Origin of the sequence: Tenacibaculum singaporense (genome assembly GCF_003867015.1) — a bacterium.
GTDB lineage: Bacteria > Bacteroidota > Bacteroidia > Flavobacteriales > Flavobacteriaceae > Polaribacter > Polaribacter singaporensis.
In genome coordinates this window covers 3095970-3116194 of the sequence record NZ_CP032548.1, presented here as the reverse complement: position 1 = coordinate 3116194, position 20225 = coordinate 3095970, and the positions used below count along the sequence as shown (strand labels likewise).

Below are 20225 nucleotides of genomic sequence, written 5' to 3'. Positions count from 1 at the left end.
TATATTTTTTGATGCTAATCGTAAATTTATATGAACAAAAACACTTAAAAATAGCAGTTTTTTACAAGTTGAAGTTTGTAAAGATACTATTTGAGTGAGTGAACATAGCTATTTAAAGAGTTTCGATTTAAAGATACTTAAAATTCTCGCTTGGTTTTGTATTTTTGATGCCTATATCACAGATAACAACACTATGAAAATTCACTTTATAGCTATCGGAGGTAGCGCAATGCATAACCTAGCAATCGCATTACAACAAAAAGGATACCAAATAACAGGTAGTGATGATACGATTCATGATCCTTCAAAAACTCGTTTAGCAAATAAAGGTTTATTACCGAATGAGTTTGGTTGGTTTCCAGAAAAAATAACTACCGATTTAGATGCAGTAATTTTAGGAATGCATGCAAAAAAGGATAACCCAGAGTTGTTAAAGGCGCAAGAACTTGGAGTGAAAATTTATTCATATCCAGAGTTTTTATATGAGCAATCTAAAGATAAAACTCGTGTGGTTATAGGTGGTTCTCATGGAAAAACAACAATTACTTCTATGGTTTTACATGTGTTGAATTATCATGATAAAGAAGTGGATTACATGGTAGGAGCTCAGCTAGATGGTTTTGATACAATGGTACATTTAACCGAAGAAAATGAATTTATTGTTTTGGAAGGTGATGAGTATTTAAGTTCTCCTATAGATATGCGACCGAAGTTTCATTTGTACAAACCGAACATTGCATTGTTAAGTGGAATTGCTTGGGATCATATTAATGTATTCCCAACTTTTGAAAACTATGTTGAACAGTTTTCAATTTTTACAGATTCTTTGACGAATGGAGGAATTATGGTGTATAATGAGGAAGATGCCATTTTAAAGGAGGTTATTGAAAATTCTAATCACCCGATAAAAAAGTATCCTTATAAAACCCCAGATTATTTTATTGATAACGGAATTACCTATTTGGAAACGGAAGAAGGAGATTTACCATTGGAAATTTTTGGAGAACATAACTTACAAAACTTGGCAGGAGCGAAGTGGATATGTCAGCACATGGGAATTGATGAAGATGAGTTTTACGAAGCGATAGCAAGTTTTAAAGGTGCAAGTAAACGTTTAGAAAAGATTGCTGAAAATTCATCAACAGTTGTGTTTAAAGATTTTGCACATTCACCATCTAAAGTAGCAGCTACGACAGCAGCGGTTAAAGATCAATATTCGAATAGAACTTTGTTAGCATGTTTAGAGCTTCATACTTATTCAAGCCTAAACGCTGAGTTTTTATCAGAGTACAAAGGAGCTCTAGATAAGGCTGATAAAGCAGTAGTGTTTTATTCTCCCCACGCAGTAAAAATTAAACAGCTGGAAGAAGTTTCTGAAGAACAAATAGCGAAGGCTTTTGAACGAGATGATTTGATTATATATACGAATCCGGAAGAATTTAAAGAATTCCTATTTAGTAAAAACCTTGAAAATGCTGCTTTGTTGTTGATGAGCTCAGGTAATTATGGAGGTTTAGACTTTGATGAGGTTAAAGGTCTGGTGTAAAGCCTAATTTCCTTTTTAACCAGCTAATATCAGTTATTTTAGAAAAGACAAACTTAAAGTATGATTTTTTAAATAAGGCTTTACATAAAATATGAAGCCTTGTTGATGTTTTTAAGTAGTATTTTAATACCAGTTTCTTTATTTTGTAATATCGATTTGGAGACAAACTCTGTAAACAACCAGATACATATTGTTGACTTTTTTTATCAGAAGTATATTGAAGGTTTTTAGGCTTTGACAGAAGTTTACTATATAATTCTAAACCAGCATTTAATTGTTTAGATAGGTTATTATCATATATTTTGGTTTGTACTTTTAACTTATTTCCTAGTAAAAAAACGTCATAGGCACCTCGAAGATTAATGTTCTTTAAAAAGTAATTGTAGTCATTTACTAGTTTAGAAAAAACGGTTAATTTGATTTGGTTTTTGAGAGACAGTACAGTGACATCATTTACATTCAATAGAGAATCTTTGATACTATTGTAATTAAAAAATGTTGTCTTGTCTTTTCTTAATATATCTTTATGAATTTCTACAGCGGCAGTCTTATTTGGATGTGTAATTCTAGGTAGATGTCTATGATCCTCAAAAAGCTCAGAAATTTTATTGGTATACCCGTTAGTTTGTAGAAGCTTATAGGTCGTTTGGATATGTTTTTTCTCTACTAAAAAATCAATATCTCCCACCATACGTTCAGCAATATCTTCATATAAACCTTCAAGCAAATTACCAGTTCCTTTTAAAAAAATAGGAGTGATGTTATTTGAGAGCAAAATCTGGTTGATTTCTTTAGCTTCAGTTATAATATGTTTATTTCGCTCTCTGTTTAGGTCAGTAATGTGTTGCATGTACTCTACTAAAACAGTTGGTAAATAGTGTAAGAAGTCAGCTCGTTTTAAATTACAATATAATGCTGGGAAAACATAGTGGGTTGTACTTACTTTAACTACAGCGTCCCAGTCAACCAATCCTGATTTAATTTTTTCTCCAACTAACTTATAATTATGCTTATCGTGGGTGATTGTTAAACATTTTCCAATAAATAACAAGGTGTCTTTATAATTCATTAGCAAATACTTTTTTTACAGTTTCAATCATTTTTTCATTATCAGAATAGGTTAATTGATAGCAAGGTAATTTTTCAAACCAATCTAAAAAAAGTTTAGCATTCTGAGGAATTGGAGATAACCACGAATCTGGAACTAATTGTTCAAAAGCTGTAATGTTCGAAATTTTGTTAAAAATCAAATCACTATCTTTTTTATATTTAATAAAAATTAAAGCTTTACAAGGAAGTTTTAGTGAGTAATCGTGATTGTTTGTAGGTAGGTAGCGAACAATTTTATTTAATTTTTTAAAATGAAATTGAGCAGATGTTTTTAATTCAGGGTAGATTGGAAGTAGTGTTTCTAAACTGTTTTTTTTGATAGATATAGCAGAAGGAAAACTATGTACATTTAAAGAGTTGTCAACAGGCACAAAATCATCAGCTAAACAAGTGAATCCACTGGCTTGTAATAATGCCAATGACGTGCTTTTTCCATTTCCAGAGTCTCCTAAAAATAAAATAGAATTGTTGTGATTGCTAACTGCTGAAGCATGAAAAACACCTATCCATTCATCTTCTTTTTTTTTATGGATTTTTTGCACTAGTTCCATTGAAAATTTCCCTTGAAAGTAATGCACTTCTTTTAAGCTCCAAGTACCAATAAGGGCATCGTCAACAGAAAAAGAAATAGATTTGGTGTCATTGTATACCTCAAAATGATGATCTGTTTGAGCTATTTTGTCAATTTCTAAATGAGCAAATTTTGGATGTATTAAGAAAGCTTCGGTATCAGAAGCATAACTTACTTTAAATAGCAAACTATTTACACTGTAGTATTTTATAACCTCAAAAGTTTTAGGCCTAGTTACTGGTGGTAACTTTTTATTGTTTTTTTCTTCTGAAGAAATAAGTAAAGTCTCGATATCTGCAACAAGGTCAATTGCTTGTTGAGAAGGAATGTTGACTTGCTTAGTTATTTGAGAAACAATTTCTTTTTTGCTGATTTTTTTGTCTAGAAGAGACAACGTTTCTGCAATTAGAGGTTCTACAACAAGATATTCATTATTATCTTGAAACCAAACAACCTGTTTATTTTCGAGTTTCTTTGTGGTCATATACTTGTCAAAATACAAAAACCCCGAAAACTCTTCGGGGTTCTTTTGAATGAAAATGTTTTTTAAAACCCATCTCCTGGTCTCTCAGGGCTTGCAGCTTGCGCTTTTTGCGGATTTAAGATCATATAAGTCCCTAAAGCAGTTAAGGCGGCATACTTACCATAACTTCCTATTTTTTTTAGGGCTTCTTTACGAGTAATATCTTTAGAATTTTGATTTGTATTTTTTATGTTTTTTTTCATGATTATCAGACTTTAATAGTTCGATTATTTCAAAATTATTTTTTTAGAAATTTCTCCTAAATCAGAGTTTAACTTAACAATGTATATTCCAGTAGATATTTTAGGAAGAGTTATATTACTAACTCCATTAGAGGTAATGTTTTTATTTAAAACCTCTTTACCTAAAACAGAATAAACTGATACATTGGCTTTAGCTTGAAGTCCTACAATTGTAATTTCGTTGTTAGAAGAGTTGTAAATACTAACGTTGTCTAAAGAAGGAATTATAGTAGGAGCTTCTAGGTTCTTAGAACTAGTATGTAAATAGAACTGTCCAATACTGTTTGAATCTTTGTTAAGAGTAATAGTGTAGTTTTCTTCAGATAAATTAGTAAAAACATTATTTATTCTATCTTCTAAATATACTTTAATACTTGTTGGTATATTTTTAGTATTGATTGAAAAAGTTACCTCTTCACCACTCAATGCTCTTAAACCAACAGGAACTACCATATTTTCATAATCATTATCAGGTAACGTTTGAATAGCTAATTTTTTCCCTTGATTATTAGTGAGTAGTTCTGTAAAAATAGCTAAGCCAGAAGTGTCTTCTCCAAACATTTTTGAATCATAACTTCTATCATATCCCGTAGTTTTTCCTGAAACATAAAAGACTTGTGTAGACCTCTTGATATCGTTATTGTTAACAAATAATTCAATTAAAGGAATAGGTTCCTGCCTCATGAATGTATCTGAATTTTGATGACTTTGGTTTGAAAAAGCAAAGATAATATTGTTGCTTGCTGCAGCTTCTACAAAGAATCCTTGACCAGGAGCAATTTCAATTGGATTAACTGCATTTCGGGTAGTATATTGTGTACCGTTCCATAACCAAATGGTTTCACTAGTAAGTATAGATGAGTTTGCAGCTGTAAAACTAGCAGAATTAATGTATGATGTATACGGATTCCCTACAAGGTTGTAGTTAGTTCTACTACCTGTAGAAATAGCTTTAGCAATATTAGAAGTATTAGCTGTTCCACTGATTGAAACTTCTCCGGGAGTAGCTAACTTAATAGAAACACCTGTTCCATTAGTTACTGTTCCTGTATTGCCACTTTGAACATATAACCATGCAGGCCCAGTAATATTGCTATAAGGAGCAAGTCCTAAATTACCACCAGTTCCAGAAGCCAAGGTATGGTTAGCAATAATATCTTCTAAAGTTTCACCAGCAACAGGAGGTGATACTAAGTACCAGTTTGTAGTTGGTAAATTTCTTTTATAAGTTATAGTACCAGTAACAGTACTTTGTGGTATAAAAGAGGCTCCATTATTAATTGTTAAAGAGTTAAAAGTAACAGCTGATGAAGCCGTTGGGTAGTTTGTTAATCCAGAAGGAATAACAATATCTGCGCTTGTAGACGGAACACTATTAAGATCCCAGTTTGAAGCTGTATGCCAATCATTATTGGTAGCTCCAGTCCAAGTAAAGTTTTGTGAACCTACTAAAACAGCAGTAGTAGAACCAACGCTATTTAATGTGAGGTTAGCATCGTTAGTAGCAGTGTCTTTTAACGTACCACCATTTAGGGCTAATGTACCAACTACGATACCATCAGTATCTAAGTCTCCTGATTGCACTGTATATCTAAAAACTAAGGCACTCGTGCCGCTTCCACTTAAATAAACTGCTTGACGTGTAGTAGTCCCAATGGTTATAGCTATTTGTGGAGTTCCACCGGTAGTATTTACGTTTGTATTTTCATTAAAATTAACAGTAAAATCTAAATTTTGACCAGTAGTATAAGTAGCATCAGAAGGAACAGAAACATTGGAAACTGAAGGAGAATTCGCATCGATAGCGTCTGCATTTTGACTAATAGCAGTAGTAAAAGCAGAAGAGTTATTACCAGCAGCGTCTGTTAAAATAAAATTTACAGGAATATCGTCTCCAGCAGCTCTATCAGTATTTCCTTCTACTACGGTATAAGTAGCGGTATAGTTTCCGCCACCGTTATCGGTAAGTCCAGATACAGTTGTTCCGTTAATAAGTCCAGTGTTTAAAAGGAGTCCGGCTTCATTAGCAGTAATAGTAACGGTAATAGCATCACCTACTTTGGTAGCATTGTTAGGTATTGAAACATTAGTGATTGAAGGAGAATTCGCATCGATAGCGTCTGCATTTTGACTAATAGCAGTAGTAAAAGCAGAAGAGTTATTACCAGCAGCGTCTGTTAAAATAAAATTTACAGGAATATCGTCTCCAGCAGCTCTATCAGTATTTCCTTCTACTACGGTATAAGTAGCGGTATAGTTTCCGCCACCGTTATCGGTAAGTCCAGATACTGTTGTTCCGTTAATAAGTCCAGTGTTTAAAAGGAGTCCAGCTTCATTAGCAGTAATAGTTACGGTAATAGCATCACCTACTTTGGCAGCATTGTTAGGTATTGAAACACTGGATATGGTAGGGGCAACAGCATCTACTAAAACAGCTGAAGTATTTGCTATATTATTTAGAGTAGTGTTAGCATCATTATTAACAGCATCTTTTAGTGTACCACCATTAGCAGTTAGAGTTGTAACAGCTATTCCGTCTGTGTCCAAATCACCAGTTTGTACTGTGTATTTAAAAAGTAAAGTACTTGTTCCACTACCACTAACATAGACAGCTTGACGAGTGTCACTACCTATAGAGATAGCTATTTGAGGTGTACCACCAGTAGTATTTACAGTTATATTTTCATTATAAAAAACAAAAAAGTTTAAATCTTGCCCAGCAATATAAGTTCCACCTGAAGGGGTTGCTACACTTGTTACAGTTGGGGCAGCTGCATCTACTAAAACAGATGAAGTATCTGCTATGTTATTTAGGGTAGTGTTAGCATCATTATTGGCAGCATCTTTTAGTGTACCACCATTAGCAGTTAGAGTTGTGACAGCTATTCCATCTGTGTCCAAATCACCAGTCTGTATTGTGTATCTAAAAAATAAAGTATTTGTTCCACTACCACTAACATAGGCAGCTTGACGAGTATCACTACCTATAGAGATAGCTATTTGAGGTATACCACCAGTAGTATTTACAGTTATATTTTCACTATAAAAAACAAAAAAGTTTAAATCTTGTCCAGCAACATAAGTTCCACCTGAAGGGGTCGCTACACTTGTTACGGTTGGAGCAACAGCATCTACTAAAACTCCCGTAGTAGATCCAATGTTGTTTAAAGTTAGATTTGCATCTTTTCCTCCAGAATCTTTTAAAGTACTACCATTAGTAGCTAAAGAACCAACAGCAATACCGTCAGTATCTAGATCGCCTGAAAGAACCGTATGTCTAAAAACTAAAGCATTTGTTCCACTACCGCTAATGTAGGTTGCTTGGCGTATGGTAGCTCCAATGGTAATAGCTATTTGAGGTATACCACCAGTAGTATTTACAGTTACTTCCTCGTCAAAGCTTATGGTAAAATCTAAATTTTGTCCTGTTACGTAAGTAGCATTGGTAGGTACACTCACACTTGAAACAGCAGGTGCAACGGCGCTTGAAATTACAGTTGTTGTGTTGTCCGTATCATCAACAGTACCATCATTAACAACTACTGTAAAAGTGGTGGTTTCTGTTGTTGATGTTCTATTGTCTGTTGGGTTAAACGATAAAGCTCTTAGTTTTGTTTGTAAGTCTGCGGGAGTAGTACTTGCAATTGTATAAGGACCAGTACCAGAAAGTCCCGTACCTGTTAATATTCCTTTTGCATTATTATCTAATGTGATGGTTGCTGATAAGTTATCTCCATCAGTATCTGTGGTTGTAATACTAGAAAAAGGAGAAATTGTACTATTATCATTCACACTTTGACCAGCGGTTGTTCCTCCAATTACTGGAGCTGTGTTTGAAACAGCAGATGTAACTATCATTTCATCTATAGAGAATCCTCCAAAAATCTCAGTAGCAGGTGTGATAACTATTTCATCAATATCTGAAAAGGAACCAGTTGTTGGGGAGGTGAGGTCTATACTAATAGCTGAATTATGAGTAGGGGCTACTAAGACAAGTGTACCTACTGTTGCACCATCTTTTTTTCCAGTGAATGTAAAGTTAAGAGTACTGGCACCTACAGCTTGCTGGTAAGCAAATTGCATAGATGTTATACCAATTTCTCCTCCACTATCTGTTGATAGCGCTCCAGAACCAACAGAGGCAGTACCATTCCCAGCCCATGCTAATACTGCATCAGAGGCTCCGCCAATAGCATCAGTACCCACTCCGTTTCCACTTGTAGCAAAAGCAAGAATGATATTCCCACTAGATGAAGCACCTGAAGTACTAGACATATCAAAATTATTCAAAAGAGAATTAACAGATTGATCTGCACTAGGATTTGTACCAGTTGCTAAAACCACAGTTGATGAACCAAATTCCATAGTACTAGGGGTCTGAGCGTTCAATTGCTTATTAGAAAAAATAAGCACAGAATAAACAAGTATATTCAATAAGAGTTTGAAGTAATAATGTTTCATTTTTATTTAGTATATGATTGGTTAAATAATTAAAGCTATTTTATAGATAAAACTCTAATGATTTTCACTAGAGTTTTATTTTATCAAATGAATTATAGCAAATAAGTTAATTTCTAGAAGGAAAAACACCTACCAAAGCAATAATATAATTAATAGCTAAATAAGGTTGTATATTAGTATGTGGTAGGTTTCCACCTGTATTAAGTATATTCAAACCAGCATTAGCACTAATAGTTTGTCCATTAACAGTATTGCTAGCTGGTCCATAAGCATTTACAGGTGTGGCACTAATACCAGATCCAAAACTTGCTCCAGCAGGAACATCTCCTGCCTGAGGAGTACTACGAATACCAGCATCAGTACTTAATTGAATATGTTGGTCAGCAGCTGTATTGTTTTGAGTTGCATGATTATGACTTGGCATTTGAGTAATGTTTAAGGTAACCGTTTCTACCCCTCCTCTTTGACCTAATCTATAATCACTTAAGCCAGGTCCATTTCTAGGTCCTATTGGTGCTCTACCTCTTAAATCAGGTAAAGCAAAAGTAGTTCTTCCGTCACCACCGTAAGTGGTGCCTAAAATTGAAAATAAAGCTGTGTTTTGAGAGATTGCCAATAATTGACCATCGCAAAACGCCCAACCTCTTGGAGCAAAATTTCCTCCAAACATGACGATTTCTCCGATAAATGGTTCCATAAATAAAAAGTTTAGTAGTTAATGTTTAGAACAACAATTTAGTAAAAAAAACAATATGCTTTGTGTAACTTATTAATTATTTGTTGGTTACAGTTTTTGTTACAAGTGTGTAAAATTGCTAAATGTTGAATATTTGTTTTCTATAACCAAATTTAAAAACAAACTGAACTAAACTTCAATTCTATTGTTTAAGCGTACTCGATTAATATGCAAACGTATATTTTTAAGGTATATACGTTTAAGCAGAAGTGTTATTTATTGGTAAGTGTATTGTCTAAGTTAGTTTTTTCTCCAGAAAAATGGAGTTAATAAAATTAACACAGTAAATAGCTCCAGACGGCCAATTAACATTAGAAAAGAGCAAAACCATTTAGCACCTGCTGATAAATGATTAAAACTGTCTACAGGACTAACACTACCTATTGCAGGTCCGATATTACCTAATGAAGAAGCGCATGCTCCTAAAGCAGACTTTATATCTAAACCTAAAAGGGCTAGAACAACAGTACCGATTATGAAAATCAACATGTAGAGTACAAAAAATGAAAGTATGTTGAATATAATTGTTTGATTAACTGCTTTGCCATCATAGCGAACAGGTATTATGGCATTTGGGTGTAATGATTTTTTAAATTCAAGAAAGCTATTCTTCAACATAATAATGTGACGAACAATTTTCACTCCTCCAGATGTTGACCCTGCAGATCCTCCTAAGAAAAATAAAGAGAAAAATATTGCGGTAACAAAAAAGCTCCACATTGTAAAATCGGCAGTAACAAAACCAGTTGTAGTTACTACAGATATAACAGAGAATAAAGAATGTCTTATAGCACTTTCTACTTTCCCCCATACCCTAGGGTGTTCTATACTAGTTTGTAGATTAGGATCTTGAAAAAAGATAATCATTAAAGTTACAATGGTAGCTATTCCAAGAATACCAAAAAAGTAGTATTTAAATTCTTCACTTTGTATAACTTTTCTAACTTTTCCTTTTAAGGCAAAATAGGTGAGTACAAAATTAGTACCAGCAATAAACATGAAAAAGATGATAATGTACTGAATTAATGGAGCACCATTCCAATGAGCTACACTAGCATTTTTAGTAGAAAAACCACCAGTACTTACGGTTGCCATAGCGTGATTAATAGCATCAAACCAAGTCATTCCAGCTGCTTTTAATAATATAAACTCAATAGCAGTTAGTAATACATAAATTAGCCATAAACGTTTTGCTGTATCAGTAATTCTTGGATGTAATTTATCAGCAGAAGGTCCAGGAGCTTCTGCCATAAAAAGTTGCATACCTCCAATACCTAATAAAGGTAGAATAGCAATAGTAAGTACAATAATTCCCATGCCTCCAATCCAGTGTGTACAACTTCGCCAAAATAAAATACCCTTAGGCATAGATTCTATATCGGTTAAAATAGATGAACCTGTGGTTGAGTAACCAGAAATTGTTTCAAAAAAAGCATTAGTTACGTTCGGTATACTTTCTGTGAGTAAGTAAGGAAGCATTCCTGTGAACGATAAGGTAAGCCATCCTAAAGTAACGATAAGGTATCCTTCTTTTTTATGAATGTTTTTATTATCGGGTTTATTGAAAAAAAACAATAAAGAGCCAATGGCTATAGTAATAATTCCTGCGTTTAAAATCCCTAATTTAGCGGATTCATCATAGTAAAAACTTAGAGGAAGAGCAAGCCACATAAACAATCCATTAAGGATTGCTGTAACTCCTAAAAAACGATAGACTAATTTAAGATTAAGGCTCTCCATTACTTGAATAGGTCTTCTACAATATTTATGGCCTCGGGTAAACAAAAAACAATGGCTTTATCACCGCTTTGCATTTGAAAATCACCAAAAGACATTAATGCTTCTCCATTTCTAATTACACCTCCAATAATGGCTTCTCTAGGAAAGCGTAATTCTCTAATTATTTTTTGAGTTACTTTAGCACCTGGATGTACTTCAAATTCAAAAACTTCAGCATCAACATTATGCAGATTAGCTAAGGCTACAATTTCTCCTTTTCTAATATGACGGAAAATATTACTTGCAGCAATTAATTTTTTATTAATTAACGTATCAATACCAATAGTTTGAGAAATGTTAATATAATCCATATTCTCCACTAAAGCTACTGTTTTCTTAACACCTTTAGATTTAGCTACTAAACAAGACATGATGTTGGTTTCAGAGTCTCCAGTAACAGCCACAAAAGCATCCATTTCTCTAATACTTTCTTCTTCTAATAATTCTAAATCTCTACCATCACCGTAAATAACTAATGTATTACGTAAATCTTCTGCAAGTTGTAAGGCTTTGTCTTTATCTTTTTCAATTAGCTTTACTTTAAAGTTATCTTTGCAGAGTTTTCTCGCTGTTTTTCTTCCAACACGGCTTCCTCCCAAGATCATCACATTTTTAATATCTATGTATTCTTTTCCTATGATGGGGTATAGTTTATCAATACTATATTTTGGTACAGAGAAATATACTTGGTCGTTTATTTTATACTCAGTATCACCACGAGGAATAATTGTTTGAGAAGTCCCTTCACGTTTTATAGCAATGGTAATGAAGTCTACTAAACAAAATTTCTCTTTAGTTTCTTTAACAGTAAGGTCTAAAATAGGAGATTTATATCCAAGTGTTGTTCCCATGATATTAAAAACTCCATTTTCAAAGGCTACAGTATCATTAAACGAAGACTGATTTAGTAGAGATTTAATTTCTTCCGCAGCTAATTCTTCTGGAGAAATCATAAAATCTACACCATAATCTTTAAAATTAATACAAGGGTTGTTTAAAAATTCAGGATTACTAATTCGAGCAATTGTTTTTTTAACACCTAATGCTTTACCTATTACAGAAATCGTAAAGTTTGTATTAGGACTTTCAGTAACTGCTAATAATAAATCGGCAGAGCTTACACCTATTTCTTTCAATAATTTTATAGAGGTAGCGTCTCCTTTTTTGGTGATAACATCTAAATGATTGTTTAGATATTCTAATTTTTCACCATCAAAATCGACTACATATGTGTCTTGTGCTTCGTAAGAAAGGAGTTTAGCCAAATGAAAACCAACGTCTCCAGCCCCGGCTATAATAATCTTCATATTAAAAATTAAAAAAGATAGAGTGCAAAGATACTGTGCTTCTTTTGGTTGTGCAAAAAATGAATTATATTTATAAATCTATAAGAAAAAGTAATTAAATAATTATAGCTAAGTGATAGAATTAATACATTGAGCTATGAAAAAAAGAAAAACATATGGAAAAGATTTCTATTAAATCGTGGGCATTAGATGATAGGCCAAGGGAAAAGTTAATGTCTAAAGGAAAAACAGTATTGTCAGATGCCGAATTAGTTGCTATTTTGATTGGTTCTGGAAATAGAGATGAAAGCGCGGTTGCTTTAGCAAAAAGAATATTGTTATCAGTAAACAATGACTTAAATGCTTTAGCAAAACTATCCGTAGAAGAGTTAATGAAATTTAAAGGAATAGGGGAGGCGAAAGCAATATCTGTGGTAACAGCTTTAGAGTTTGGGAAAAGAAGACAATTTGAAGAAAGAGCAGGTGTACCTAAAATAAAAAGCTCTACTGATGTAGCAAAAATTATGCAACCGCTTATAGGTGATTTACAATATGAAGAGTTTTGGGTATTATATCTTAATAATTCAAATAAAGTATTAGCAAAACACCAATTAAGTAAAGGAGGGTTTACAGCTACTTTAGTAGATGTAAGATTGCTGTACAAAAGAGCCTTAGAACTTTCAGCGGTTGGAATAATTGTTTGTCATAATCATCCTTCAGAAAAATTATCACCAAGTAAATCAGATATTGAGATTACTAAAAAGATTAAACAAGCAGGTGTTACTTTAGATATTAAATTACTAGATCACTTAATAGTTACCGAAAAAGCTTATTTTAGCTTTGCAGATGAAGGAATTTTATAGTCGTTTTACGATTACTAGTTACTATTTATGATACTTATTTATACCCATAAAGTTACTCCTAGAGTACGTTATATTTTTAAACATATATTTACTCGTATTTTACAAGTTCAGATTGATTTTACAGGTAAAGTAGAGGAGTTTGTAGCTTACAATGGACCTAAGTTTTCATATACAAATGTATCTTTGGGAAAAGAATTTTTTGTTCAAAGTAATGAGTTGTTATTTCAACAAGGTATAAAGGATGTAGAAATAATTATTCAAAAATGGGATGAAGTTCCTTGTTTCTTTCCAACAGTTGAAGCTTCTGAAATTCCGTTTGACATTTTTGCTGCTAGCTTCTTCTTAATTTCGAGGTATGAAGAGTATCTACCACATATAAAAGACAAACATGGGCGGTTTACAGCAAGTGAAAGTATAGCTTATCAAAATGGATTTTTAGAAAAACCTTTAGTTGATGTTTGGGCATATAAGTTTTTAGAGACATTGAAGCAAAAATTTCCTGACTTTGAACACACAACAAGGAAATTTGAATATCTTTCTACTATAGATGTCGATAATGCTTATGCATATAAGTATAAAAGTTTTATAAGAACTCTTGGTGGTTTTTTAAAAGATGCTTCTCAGTTTAAGGTTTTTACCATTTGGGATCGATTTGCTGTACTTTTTAATATTAAAAAAGATCCTTTTGATACTTTTCAAAAAATTATAGAGTTGAAGAAAACTTATGGTGTGAAAACTATTTTTTTCTTTCTCATAGGTGATTACACAACATTTGATACTAATGTATCTTCTTCAAAAAGAAAGTTTAAATTACTAATAAAAGATATGGTTGATTATGCTCGTGTAGGATTACATCCGTCATATTACACGATGAATAATCCTGTAATGTTAAAAAAAGAAAAAGAACGACTAGAAGCAATAACAAACATGCCTATTAAGCGTTCACGACAACATTACTTAAGAGTATCTTTACCAGAAACGTATCAACAGTTAATAGATTTAGAAATAGAAGAGGATTACTCAATGGGATATGCAACTCATGTAGGATTTCGTGCAAGTACTTGTACACCGTTTTATTTTTATGATTTAGATTTTGAAATTCAAACACCTTTAAAAATATTTCCTTTCGCACTAATGGATGCAACGTTAAATGATTACATGAAGTTGACACCAAAACAGTCTTTAGGGAAAATTAGAGATTTAAAAAATGAAGTAAAAGCTGTAAATGGTACTTTTATTACAGTGTTTCATAATGAAAGTTTGAGCAACTATTTAAGATGGAGAGGCTGGAGTAGATTATACAATTCAATGCTTAAAATAGTCGGAAATGTTTAGAGAAGAAGTAGAAATAAAACATTTATTTTTTGATTTAGATCATACATTGTGGGATTTTGATAGAAATTCTAAGCTTACATTTCAAAGAATTTTTGAAGAGCAACAAATTACCATTCCAATAGATGAATTTTTAGAAGCTTATATTCCAGTAAATTTAAAATATTGGAGGTTGTACAGGGAAGATAAGATAGAAAAAACATCATTAAGGTATTATAGATTAAAAGAAACGTTTGATAGTTTAAAGTATATAGCCTCTGATAATTTAATCAATTTAATATCGGAAGACTATATCCGTTATTTACCAAATTTCAACTATTTGTTTGACGATGCTATTGAGGTTTTACAATATTTAGAAAATAAGTACCACTTACATATTATTACAAATGGATTTGAAGAAGTGCAGAATTTAAAACTAGAAAAATCAGGAATTCATAAGTTTTTCAAACATATAATCACATCTGAATGTGTAGGAGTTAAAAAACCAAACCCTAAAGTTTTTGAATTTGCTTTAGGTAAAGCAGGAGCAAAAGCACATCAATCGGTTATGATTGGAGATAGTTATGAAGCAGATATAATGGGAGCAATAAGCTCAGGAATGAAAGCTATTCATTTTTCTCAAGAGGATAAAAAAAATGAAGTACAACGGATAACTACCTTGATGGAGTTAAAAAAATATTTATAGGTTTAAACGAAACAATTATATAGAACAAAAACAATAAAAGATGAAAAAAATATTTTTAATAGCGTTATTTATAACATCAGCAAGTTTTGCACAAAAATCTATTAATAACTATAAATATGTTGTAGTACCTACTAAGTTTGATTTTGTAAAAGGCAAAGACAAATATCAAACAAGCTCATTAACAAAATTTCTATTTAATAAGCACGGTTTTACTGCTTTTTTAGAAGGTGAAAAGTTGCCTGAAGAGGCTGCAAACAATAGGTGTTTAGTTTTAACAGGAGATGTTAGGGATGATTCAAGTTTGTTAACAACAAAAAGTATTGTAGAGTTAAGGGATTGTTATAACAAGGTTGTGTTTACTTCACAAGCAGGAAGAAGTAAAGAAAAAGATTATAAAAAAGCTTATCATGAAGCTATTCGTAATGCTTTCAAATCAGTACAAACATTAAAATATAAGTATACACCATCAAAAGAAGTAACTGTTGTAAAAGAAGGAGTAGTTACTCCTGTAGTTTCAGCTGTTGAGGTAGTAAAAAATAAAACTGAGAAAGCTAATGAAGAGAACACAACAAAGAATGTATTATACGCACAATCAATAAATAACGGATTCCAACTAGTAAACACAAAACCTGAAGTTGTTTTCCAAGCATTAAAAACCAGTGTAAAAAATGTTTTTGTAATTAAAGATAAAAATGGAATTTTATACAAAAACGGAGATTCTTGGTTTGCTGAGTATTATGATAATAATATGAAGGTAATTGAGAAATATCAAATAAAATTTTAGTAAAAAATAAAGAGAGCTTACTTAGCTCTCTTTTTAATAATTATACTTTTCTTTCCAACGTTGTTTAAGCAATTCTCTAAATTGATTTTCACGAGCATTGTTACCTGGTTCATACAATTTTGTGTTTTTTATCTCATCGGGTAAAAATTCTTGATTGACAAAATTACCCGCATAGTTATGAGAGTATTGATACTCCTTGCCATAATTCAAGTCTTTCATTAGTTTGGTAGGAGCATTTCTTAAATGTAAAGGAACAGATAAATCTCCAGTAGTTTTTACTAAGTTTTGCGCTTCACCAATAGCCATATAGGAAGCATTACTTTTGGCAGAATTAGCTAAATATACTGCGCATTGACTTAGAATGATTCTAGATTCTGGATAACCAATTACAGAAACAGCTTGAAATGTATTGTTTGCTAAAATTAAAGCCGTAGGGTTTGCGTTGCCAATATCTTCAGAAGCGGCAATGAGCATTCTTCGCGCGATAAATTTTACATCTTCACCACCTTCAATCATACGAGCTAACCAATACACAGTTGCATTGGGATCACTTCCTCTGATAGATTTTATAAAAGCAGAAACAATATCGTAATGTTGTTCACCTGTTTTATCATAACGAACCGTATTTTTTTGAATTTTTGATAAAACAAGTTCATTAGTAACCTCTATTTCATCATCAGCGGTAACTAATAATTCAAAAATATTTAAGAGTTTACGTGCATCACCTCCAGAAACTTGCAGTAGTGCGTCTGTTTCTTTCAAATTAATTTTTTTTTGAGAAATGATTTCATCTTTCTCCATAGCTCTATGTAAGAGAGCAATTAAATCATTTTTATCAAAAGAGTTTAAAATATAGACTTGACAGCGAGAGAGTAGGGCAGGTATAACCTCAAAGCTTGGGTTTTCTGTTGTAGCACCAACCAAAGTGACCCAACCTTTTTCTACAGCACCTAATAAAGAATCTTGTTGTGATTTACTAAAACGGTGAATTTCATCAATAAATAAAATAGGATTTTTCTGAGTGAATAAACCGCCACTTTTTTTAGCTTTTTCTATAACTTCACGGACATCTTTTACACCTGAGCTAATAGCACTTAAGGTATAAAATGGACGTCCAGATTCGTTGGCGATAATATTAGCTAAAGTTGTTTTACCAATTCCTGGAGGTCCCCATAATATTAGAGAAGGAATAATTCCCTGTTTAATATGATTAGTTAAAATACCATTTTCACCCACCAAATGTTGTTGACTAATATAGTCACCCAAATTCTGTGGACGTATTCTTTCTGCCAAAGGTTGATTCATAATGTAAAAATAGCAAAGATTTATGACAGAACTTCAGAAATAGTACTTTGGATTTATTTTTGTTATTTTCATCACTATGAATACTGATGAGCAACTAAAATTTTCTAGAACTGTTTTTACCATTCCTCTCCTTTTTGTTTTTACAATATGGTTTGTTTATTGGTTGGAAATTAAATTTGGATGGAATTTTAATAAATTTGGAGTATTCCCGAGAAGTTTTAGTGGTTTAAAAGGGGTTTTGTGCTCTCCTTTTATTCATAGCGATACAAATCACCTTTTTAATAATTCGGTTCCTTTATTCGTGCTTTCTGCATGTCTTTTTTACTTTTATAAAGAAGTAGCTGTTAAAGTTTTGATATATGGAGGTATTGTAACTGGGTTGTTAACTTGGATAATTGCTCGTGAATCTTATCATATTGGAGCGAGTGGAGTAGTATATTTACTTTTTAGCTTTGTGCTTTTTAGCGGAATAATTAAGAAGAACTATCGGTTAGTAGCAGTTTCTTTTATTACTATTTTTTTATATGGAAGTATGGTCTGGTATGTGTTGCCAATAAAAGAAGGAATGTCTTGGGAAGGACATTTATCTGGATTGGTAACTGGGTTTGTTCTTTCTCTACTGTATAGAAAAAGAGGAATAGTAAAAGAAAAGTTTGAGTTTTCTAAAACGGAATTTGATGATATGTTTGATGAAGATGGAAATTATGCTCCGCCTGTTTTTGAAGAAGAAATGGAGTTAGAGGAGTTAGAAGAGATAAAATACCGATATATTTATAAAGAAGAAGAATAAAAAATCCTGCATTATGCAGGATTTTAAATTTTATAAACGTTGTCTTACAGCTTCGTATAAAAATGCACCACAAGCAACTGAAACATTTAAAGATTCAATTTCTCCTAGAAGTGGCAACTTAGCCTTGTAGTCTACCATCTTTAAGACTGAGTTACTTACTCCTTTGTGCTCAGAACCCATTATGATAGCTATTGGCTGATTAAAATCAACATCATAAACCGAATCTTCTGTTTTTTCAGTTGCAGCAGTTAATTTAATGTCAGCAGCTTTTAGTTGAAAAATAGCGTCTTTAATATGATCTACTTTACAAATAGGTACTTTAAAAGCAGCACCCGCAGAAGTTTTGATAGTCTCAGCATTAACAGGTGCACTACCACTTTTCTGAATGATAATTCCGTTTACACCAGTACACTCAGCAGTTCTAATGATAGCTCCAAAATTTCTTACGTCTGATACTTGGTCAAGTAATAGAAATAAAGGAATATTGTTTGATTCTAATGTTTCTTCAATTAAGCTTTCTAAATCATGAAAATCAATAGGAGAAATTTTAGCAACAGCACCTTGATGGTTGTTGTGTTTTGATAAGCGGTCTAGCTTCTCAGTAGGAACTACACTGGTTGAAATTTTATTTTTTTTCAAGAGCTTATCTAATTGAAAAAATAGCTCTCCTCGTAAACCTTTTTGAAGATATACTTTGTTAATTGAAGCACCACTTTCTATAGCTTCAATAATGGCTCTAATACCAAAAATGTTTGTGTTTTGTTCCATGCAGCAAATGTAGTTGATTTTATGGTATAAAAAAACCACCTCGAAAAAGAGGTGGCTTTAGTTTTATTCAAAAGCTAATTATTGATTAGGGTTAGGTTGCATATTCGGGTTCGCATCTAACTCAACCTGTGGTATAGGTAAAACAAATGAATCTTTATTAGATGAATAAGGTAAAGAACATTGAACAGAACAATCAGTAGTTCTATTTATATCTTTTCCGTTTCTAATTAAATCAAATAACCTATGCCCTTCAAAAGCTAGTTCCTTTTGACGCTCTAATAAAATATTATCTAAGTTAATAGCTCCATAAGTGTTAGCATTTCTAGCATTAGCTACAGCATTTAAATCTATTAAAGCTTGAGCAGGATTAGTAGTCATTGTAGCTTCAGCTCTGATTAAATACATTTCAGGTAATCTAATAATAGGATAGTTATCATCATTAGGAGAAGTTGCACCTCCTAAGGTAAATTTTGTAATGATTTGTGTATCTATTTCACCACCAGTACGATCACCTTTTAAGTACCAATCACTTTTCCTAGTATCATTATCGTCATATAAATTAAATAATGACTCTCTAGCTAAACCATCACCATAACCTCTCTGGTCGATAAAGTATGCGAAAGAGTTAACTCCTTCATTATCAATATCAGTGTTTCTGATTTCTAAAAGAATATCATTCTTCCAGTTTGAAGATAGACTTCCCTTGGTAGAAATAACTTTAGAAGCATAATCGGCTGCATTTACCTTATCCCCAGAGTATAAGTAAACTTTAGCTAATAAAGCTTGAACAGCAGTTTTAGTAAATCTACCACTATTATTACTGTCATCTAAGATGCTTTCAGCTTCAATTAAGTCATTTATAACTTGTTGATAAACTTGCTCTACAGAACTTCTTGATGGTAACTCCGTAGGGTCTGTATTAGTCTTAAGTGCTATACCTAAATCACTAGATTCAGGATATTGCAAAGCGAAGAAATTAACTAAGTTAAAATGTGATAAAGCTCTAACAGCATAAGCTTCACCCTTTGCATTACGACCAGCTGTTGTTAAATCAGTGATGTTAGCAGCGATAATTTCATTAGCAGCATTGATTGACTCATAAGCTTCCTTCCATAATTCTCTTCCCCACTGAGTTCTTGAATTGAAAGTGTAATTTTGCATTTCTGAATATCGACCTGCATTATTAGAACTGATAAACATTTCATCTGACATAACTGCAGGTAAAACAAACATACTTCTACCGTAATAATCTTCATCTTGCATCAGATCATACATACCTCTAGCAGCTGTAACTAAATCAGATGAGCTTGAAAGAGCAACATTATTAGATAAGTTTTGTTGAGGTTCAATATCTAAAATATCCGAACATGATGGCATTAGAGTAATAGCTCCTAATGATAATGCCATTATGATTTTATATGATTTTATTTTCTTCATAATTAAA

Annotated in this window: 16 protein-coding genes; 6 read left to right on the top strand and 10 right to left on the bottom strand. The window is 32.4% G+C overall.

Annotation, left to right across the window (positions count from 1 at the left end):
* Positions 1-193 precede the first annotated feature (193 nt).
* Positions 194-1546, top strand: coding sequence for a UDP-N-acetylmuramate--L-alanine ligase (locus D6T69_RS13975; protein WP_125068456.1), 1353 nt, complete (start codon positions 194-196; stop codon positions 1544-1546).
* Here D6T69_RS13975 and D6T69_RS13970 read toward each other — a convergent pair.
* The 7 genes from D6T69_RS13970 to trkA form a co-directional block, all read right to left on the bottom strand.
* On the bottom strand, positions 1530-2615 hold the full coding sequence (locus D6T69_RS13970; protein WP_125068454.1) for a nucleotidyltransferase family protein: 1086 nt from the start codon (positions 2613-2615) through the stop codon (positions 1530-1532). The two genes, D6T69_RS13975 and D6T69_RS13970, sit on opposite strands and share 17 nt — an antisense overlap.
* The gene (locus D6T69_RS13965) at positions 2605-3711 is read right to left on the bottom strand and encodes a hypothetical protein (protein WP_125068452.1); all 1107 of its coding nucleotides are present in this window, start codon (positions 3709-3711) and stop codon (positions 2605-2607) included. The genes D6T69_RS13970 and D6T69_RS13965 overlap by 11 nt, the downstream gene beginning before the upstream one ends.
* A 62-nt stretch (positions 3712-3773) precedes the next feature.
* Positions 3774-3953 (bottom strand): hypothetical protein, encoded by a 180-nt coding sequence (locus D6T69_RS13960; protein WP_125068450.1) that lies wholly within the window; start codon positions 3951-3953, stop codon positions 3774-3776.
* Positions 3954-3977: 24 nt separating this feature from the next.
* On the bottom strand, positions 3978-8357 hold the full coding sequence (locus D6T69_RS13955) for a T9SS type A sorting domain-containing protein (protein WP_164506731.1): 4380 nt from the start codon (positions 8355-8357) through the stop codon (positions 3978-3980).
* A 202-nt stretch (positions 8358-8559) separates the two neighbouring features.
* Positions 8560-9150 (bottom strand): phage tail protein, encoded by a 591-nt coding sequence (locus tag D6T69_RS13950; RefSeq protein WP_125068446.1) that lies wholly within the window; start codon positions 9148-9150, stop codon positions 8560-8562.
* Positions 9151-9429: 279 nt separating this feature from the next.
* Positions 9430-10929, bottom strand: a complete 1500-nt coding sequence (locus D6T69_RS13945; RefSeq protein ID WP_125068444.1) for a TrkH family potassium uptake protein — start codon at positions 10927-10929, stop codon at positions 9430-9432.
* Positions 10929-12275, bottom strand: coding sequence for a Trk system potassium transporter TrkA (trkA, locus tag D6T69_RS13940; protein ID WP_125068441.1), 1347 nt, complete (start codon positions 12273-12275; stop codon positions 10929-10931). The genes D6T69_RS13945 and trkA overlap by 1 nt, the downstream gene beginning before the upstream one ends.
* Before the next feature lie 155 nt (positions 12276-12430).
* Between trkA and radC the strand changes: the two genes are divergently transcribed.
* The 4 genes from radC to D6T69_RS13920 are packed head-to-tail and all read left to right on the top strand — an operon-like array spanning position 12431 to position 15918.
* The gene (gene radC / locus D6T69_RS13935; RefSeq protein ID WP_125068439.1) at positions 12431-13117 is read left to right on the top strand and encodes a RadC family protein; all 687 of its coding nucleotides are present in this window, start codon (positions 12431-12433) and stop codon (positions 13115-13117) included.
* Positions 13118-13144: 27 nt separating this feature from the next.
* Positions 13145-14452 (top strand): polysaccharide deacetylase family protein, encoded by a 1308-nt coding sequence (locus D6T69_RS13930; RefSeq protein ID WP_125068437.1) that lies wholly within the window; start codon positions 13145-13147, stop codon positions 14450-14452.
* Positions 14445-15134 (top strand): YjjG family noncanonical pyrimidine nucleotidase, encoded by a 690-nt coding sequence (locus tag D6T69_RS13925; RefSeq protein ID WP_125068435.1) that lies wholly within the window; start codon positions 14445-14447, stop codon positions 15132-15134. Before D6T69_RS13930 ends, D6T69_RS13925 begins: the two co-directional genes overlap by 8 nt.
* A gap of 40 nt (positions 15135-15174) precedes the next feature.
* Complete coding sequence (locus tag D6T69_RS13920) at positions 15175-15918, top strand: hypothetical protein (protein ID WP_125068433.1); 744 nt, start codon at positions 15175-15177, stop codon at positions 15916-15918.
* A 33-nt stretch (positions 15919-15951) separates the two neighbouring features.
* Here the strand turns inward: D6T69_RS13920 and D6T69_RS13915 are convergent, their stop codons facing one another.
* Entirely contained in the window at positions 15952-17223 is a 1272-nt protein-coding gene (locus tag D6T69_RS13915) for a replication-associated recombination protein A (RefSeq protein ID WP_125068431.1), read from the bottom strand.
* A gap of 76 nt (positions 17224-17299) precedes the next feature.
* Here D6T69_RS13915 and D6T69_RS13910 point away from each other — a divergent pair, with 76 nt between their 5' ends.
* On the top strand, positions 17300-18013 hold the full coding sequence (locus D6T69_RS13910; protein WP_125068429.1) for a rhomboid family intramembrane serine protease: 714 nt from the start codon (positions 17300-17302) through the stop codon (positions 18011-18013).
* Between the two features lie 30 nt (positions 18014-18043).
* Here the strand turns inward: D6T69_RS13910 and rlmB are convergent, their stop codons facing one another.
* A complete protein-coding gene (rlmB, locus tag D6T69_RS13905; protein ID WP_125068427.1) occupies positions 18044-18781 on the bottom strand; it encodes a 23S rRNA (guanosine(2251)-2'-O)-methyltransferase RlmB in 738 nt (245 codons plus the stop codon).
* Positions 18782-18859: 78 nt separating this feature from the next.
* Complete coding sequence (locus D6T69_RS13900) at positions 18860-20218, bottom strand: RagB/SusD family nutrient uptake outer membrane protein (protein ID WP_125068425.1); 1359 nt, start codon at positions 20216-20218, stop codon at positions 18860-18862.
* Positions 20219-20225 lie beyond the last annotated feature (7 nt).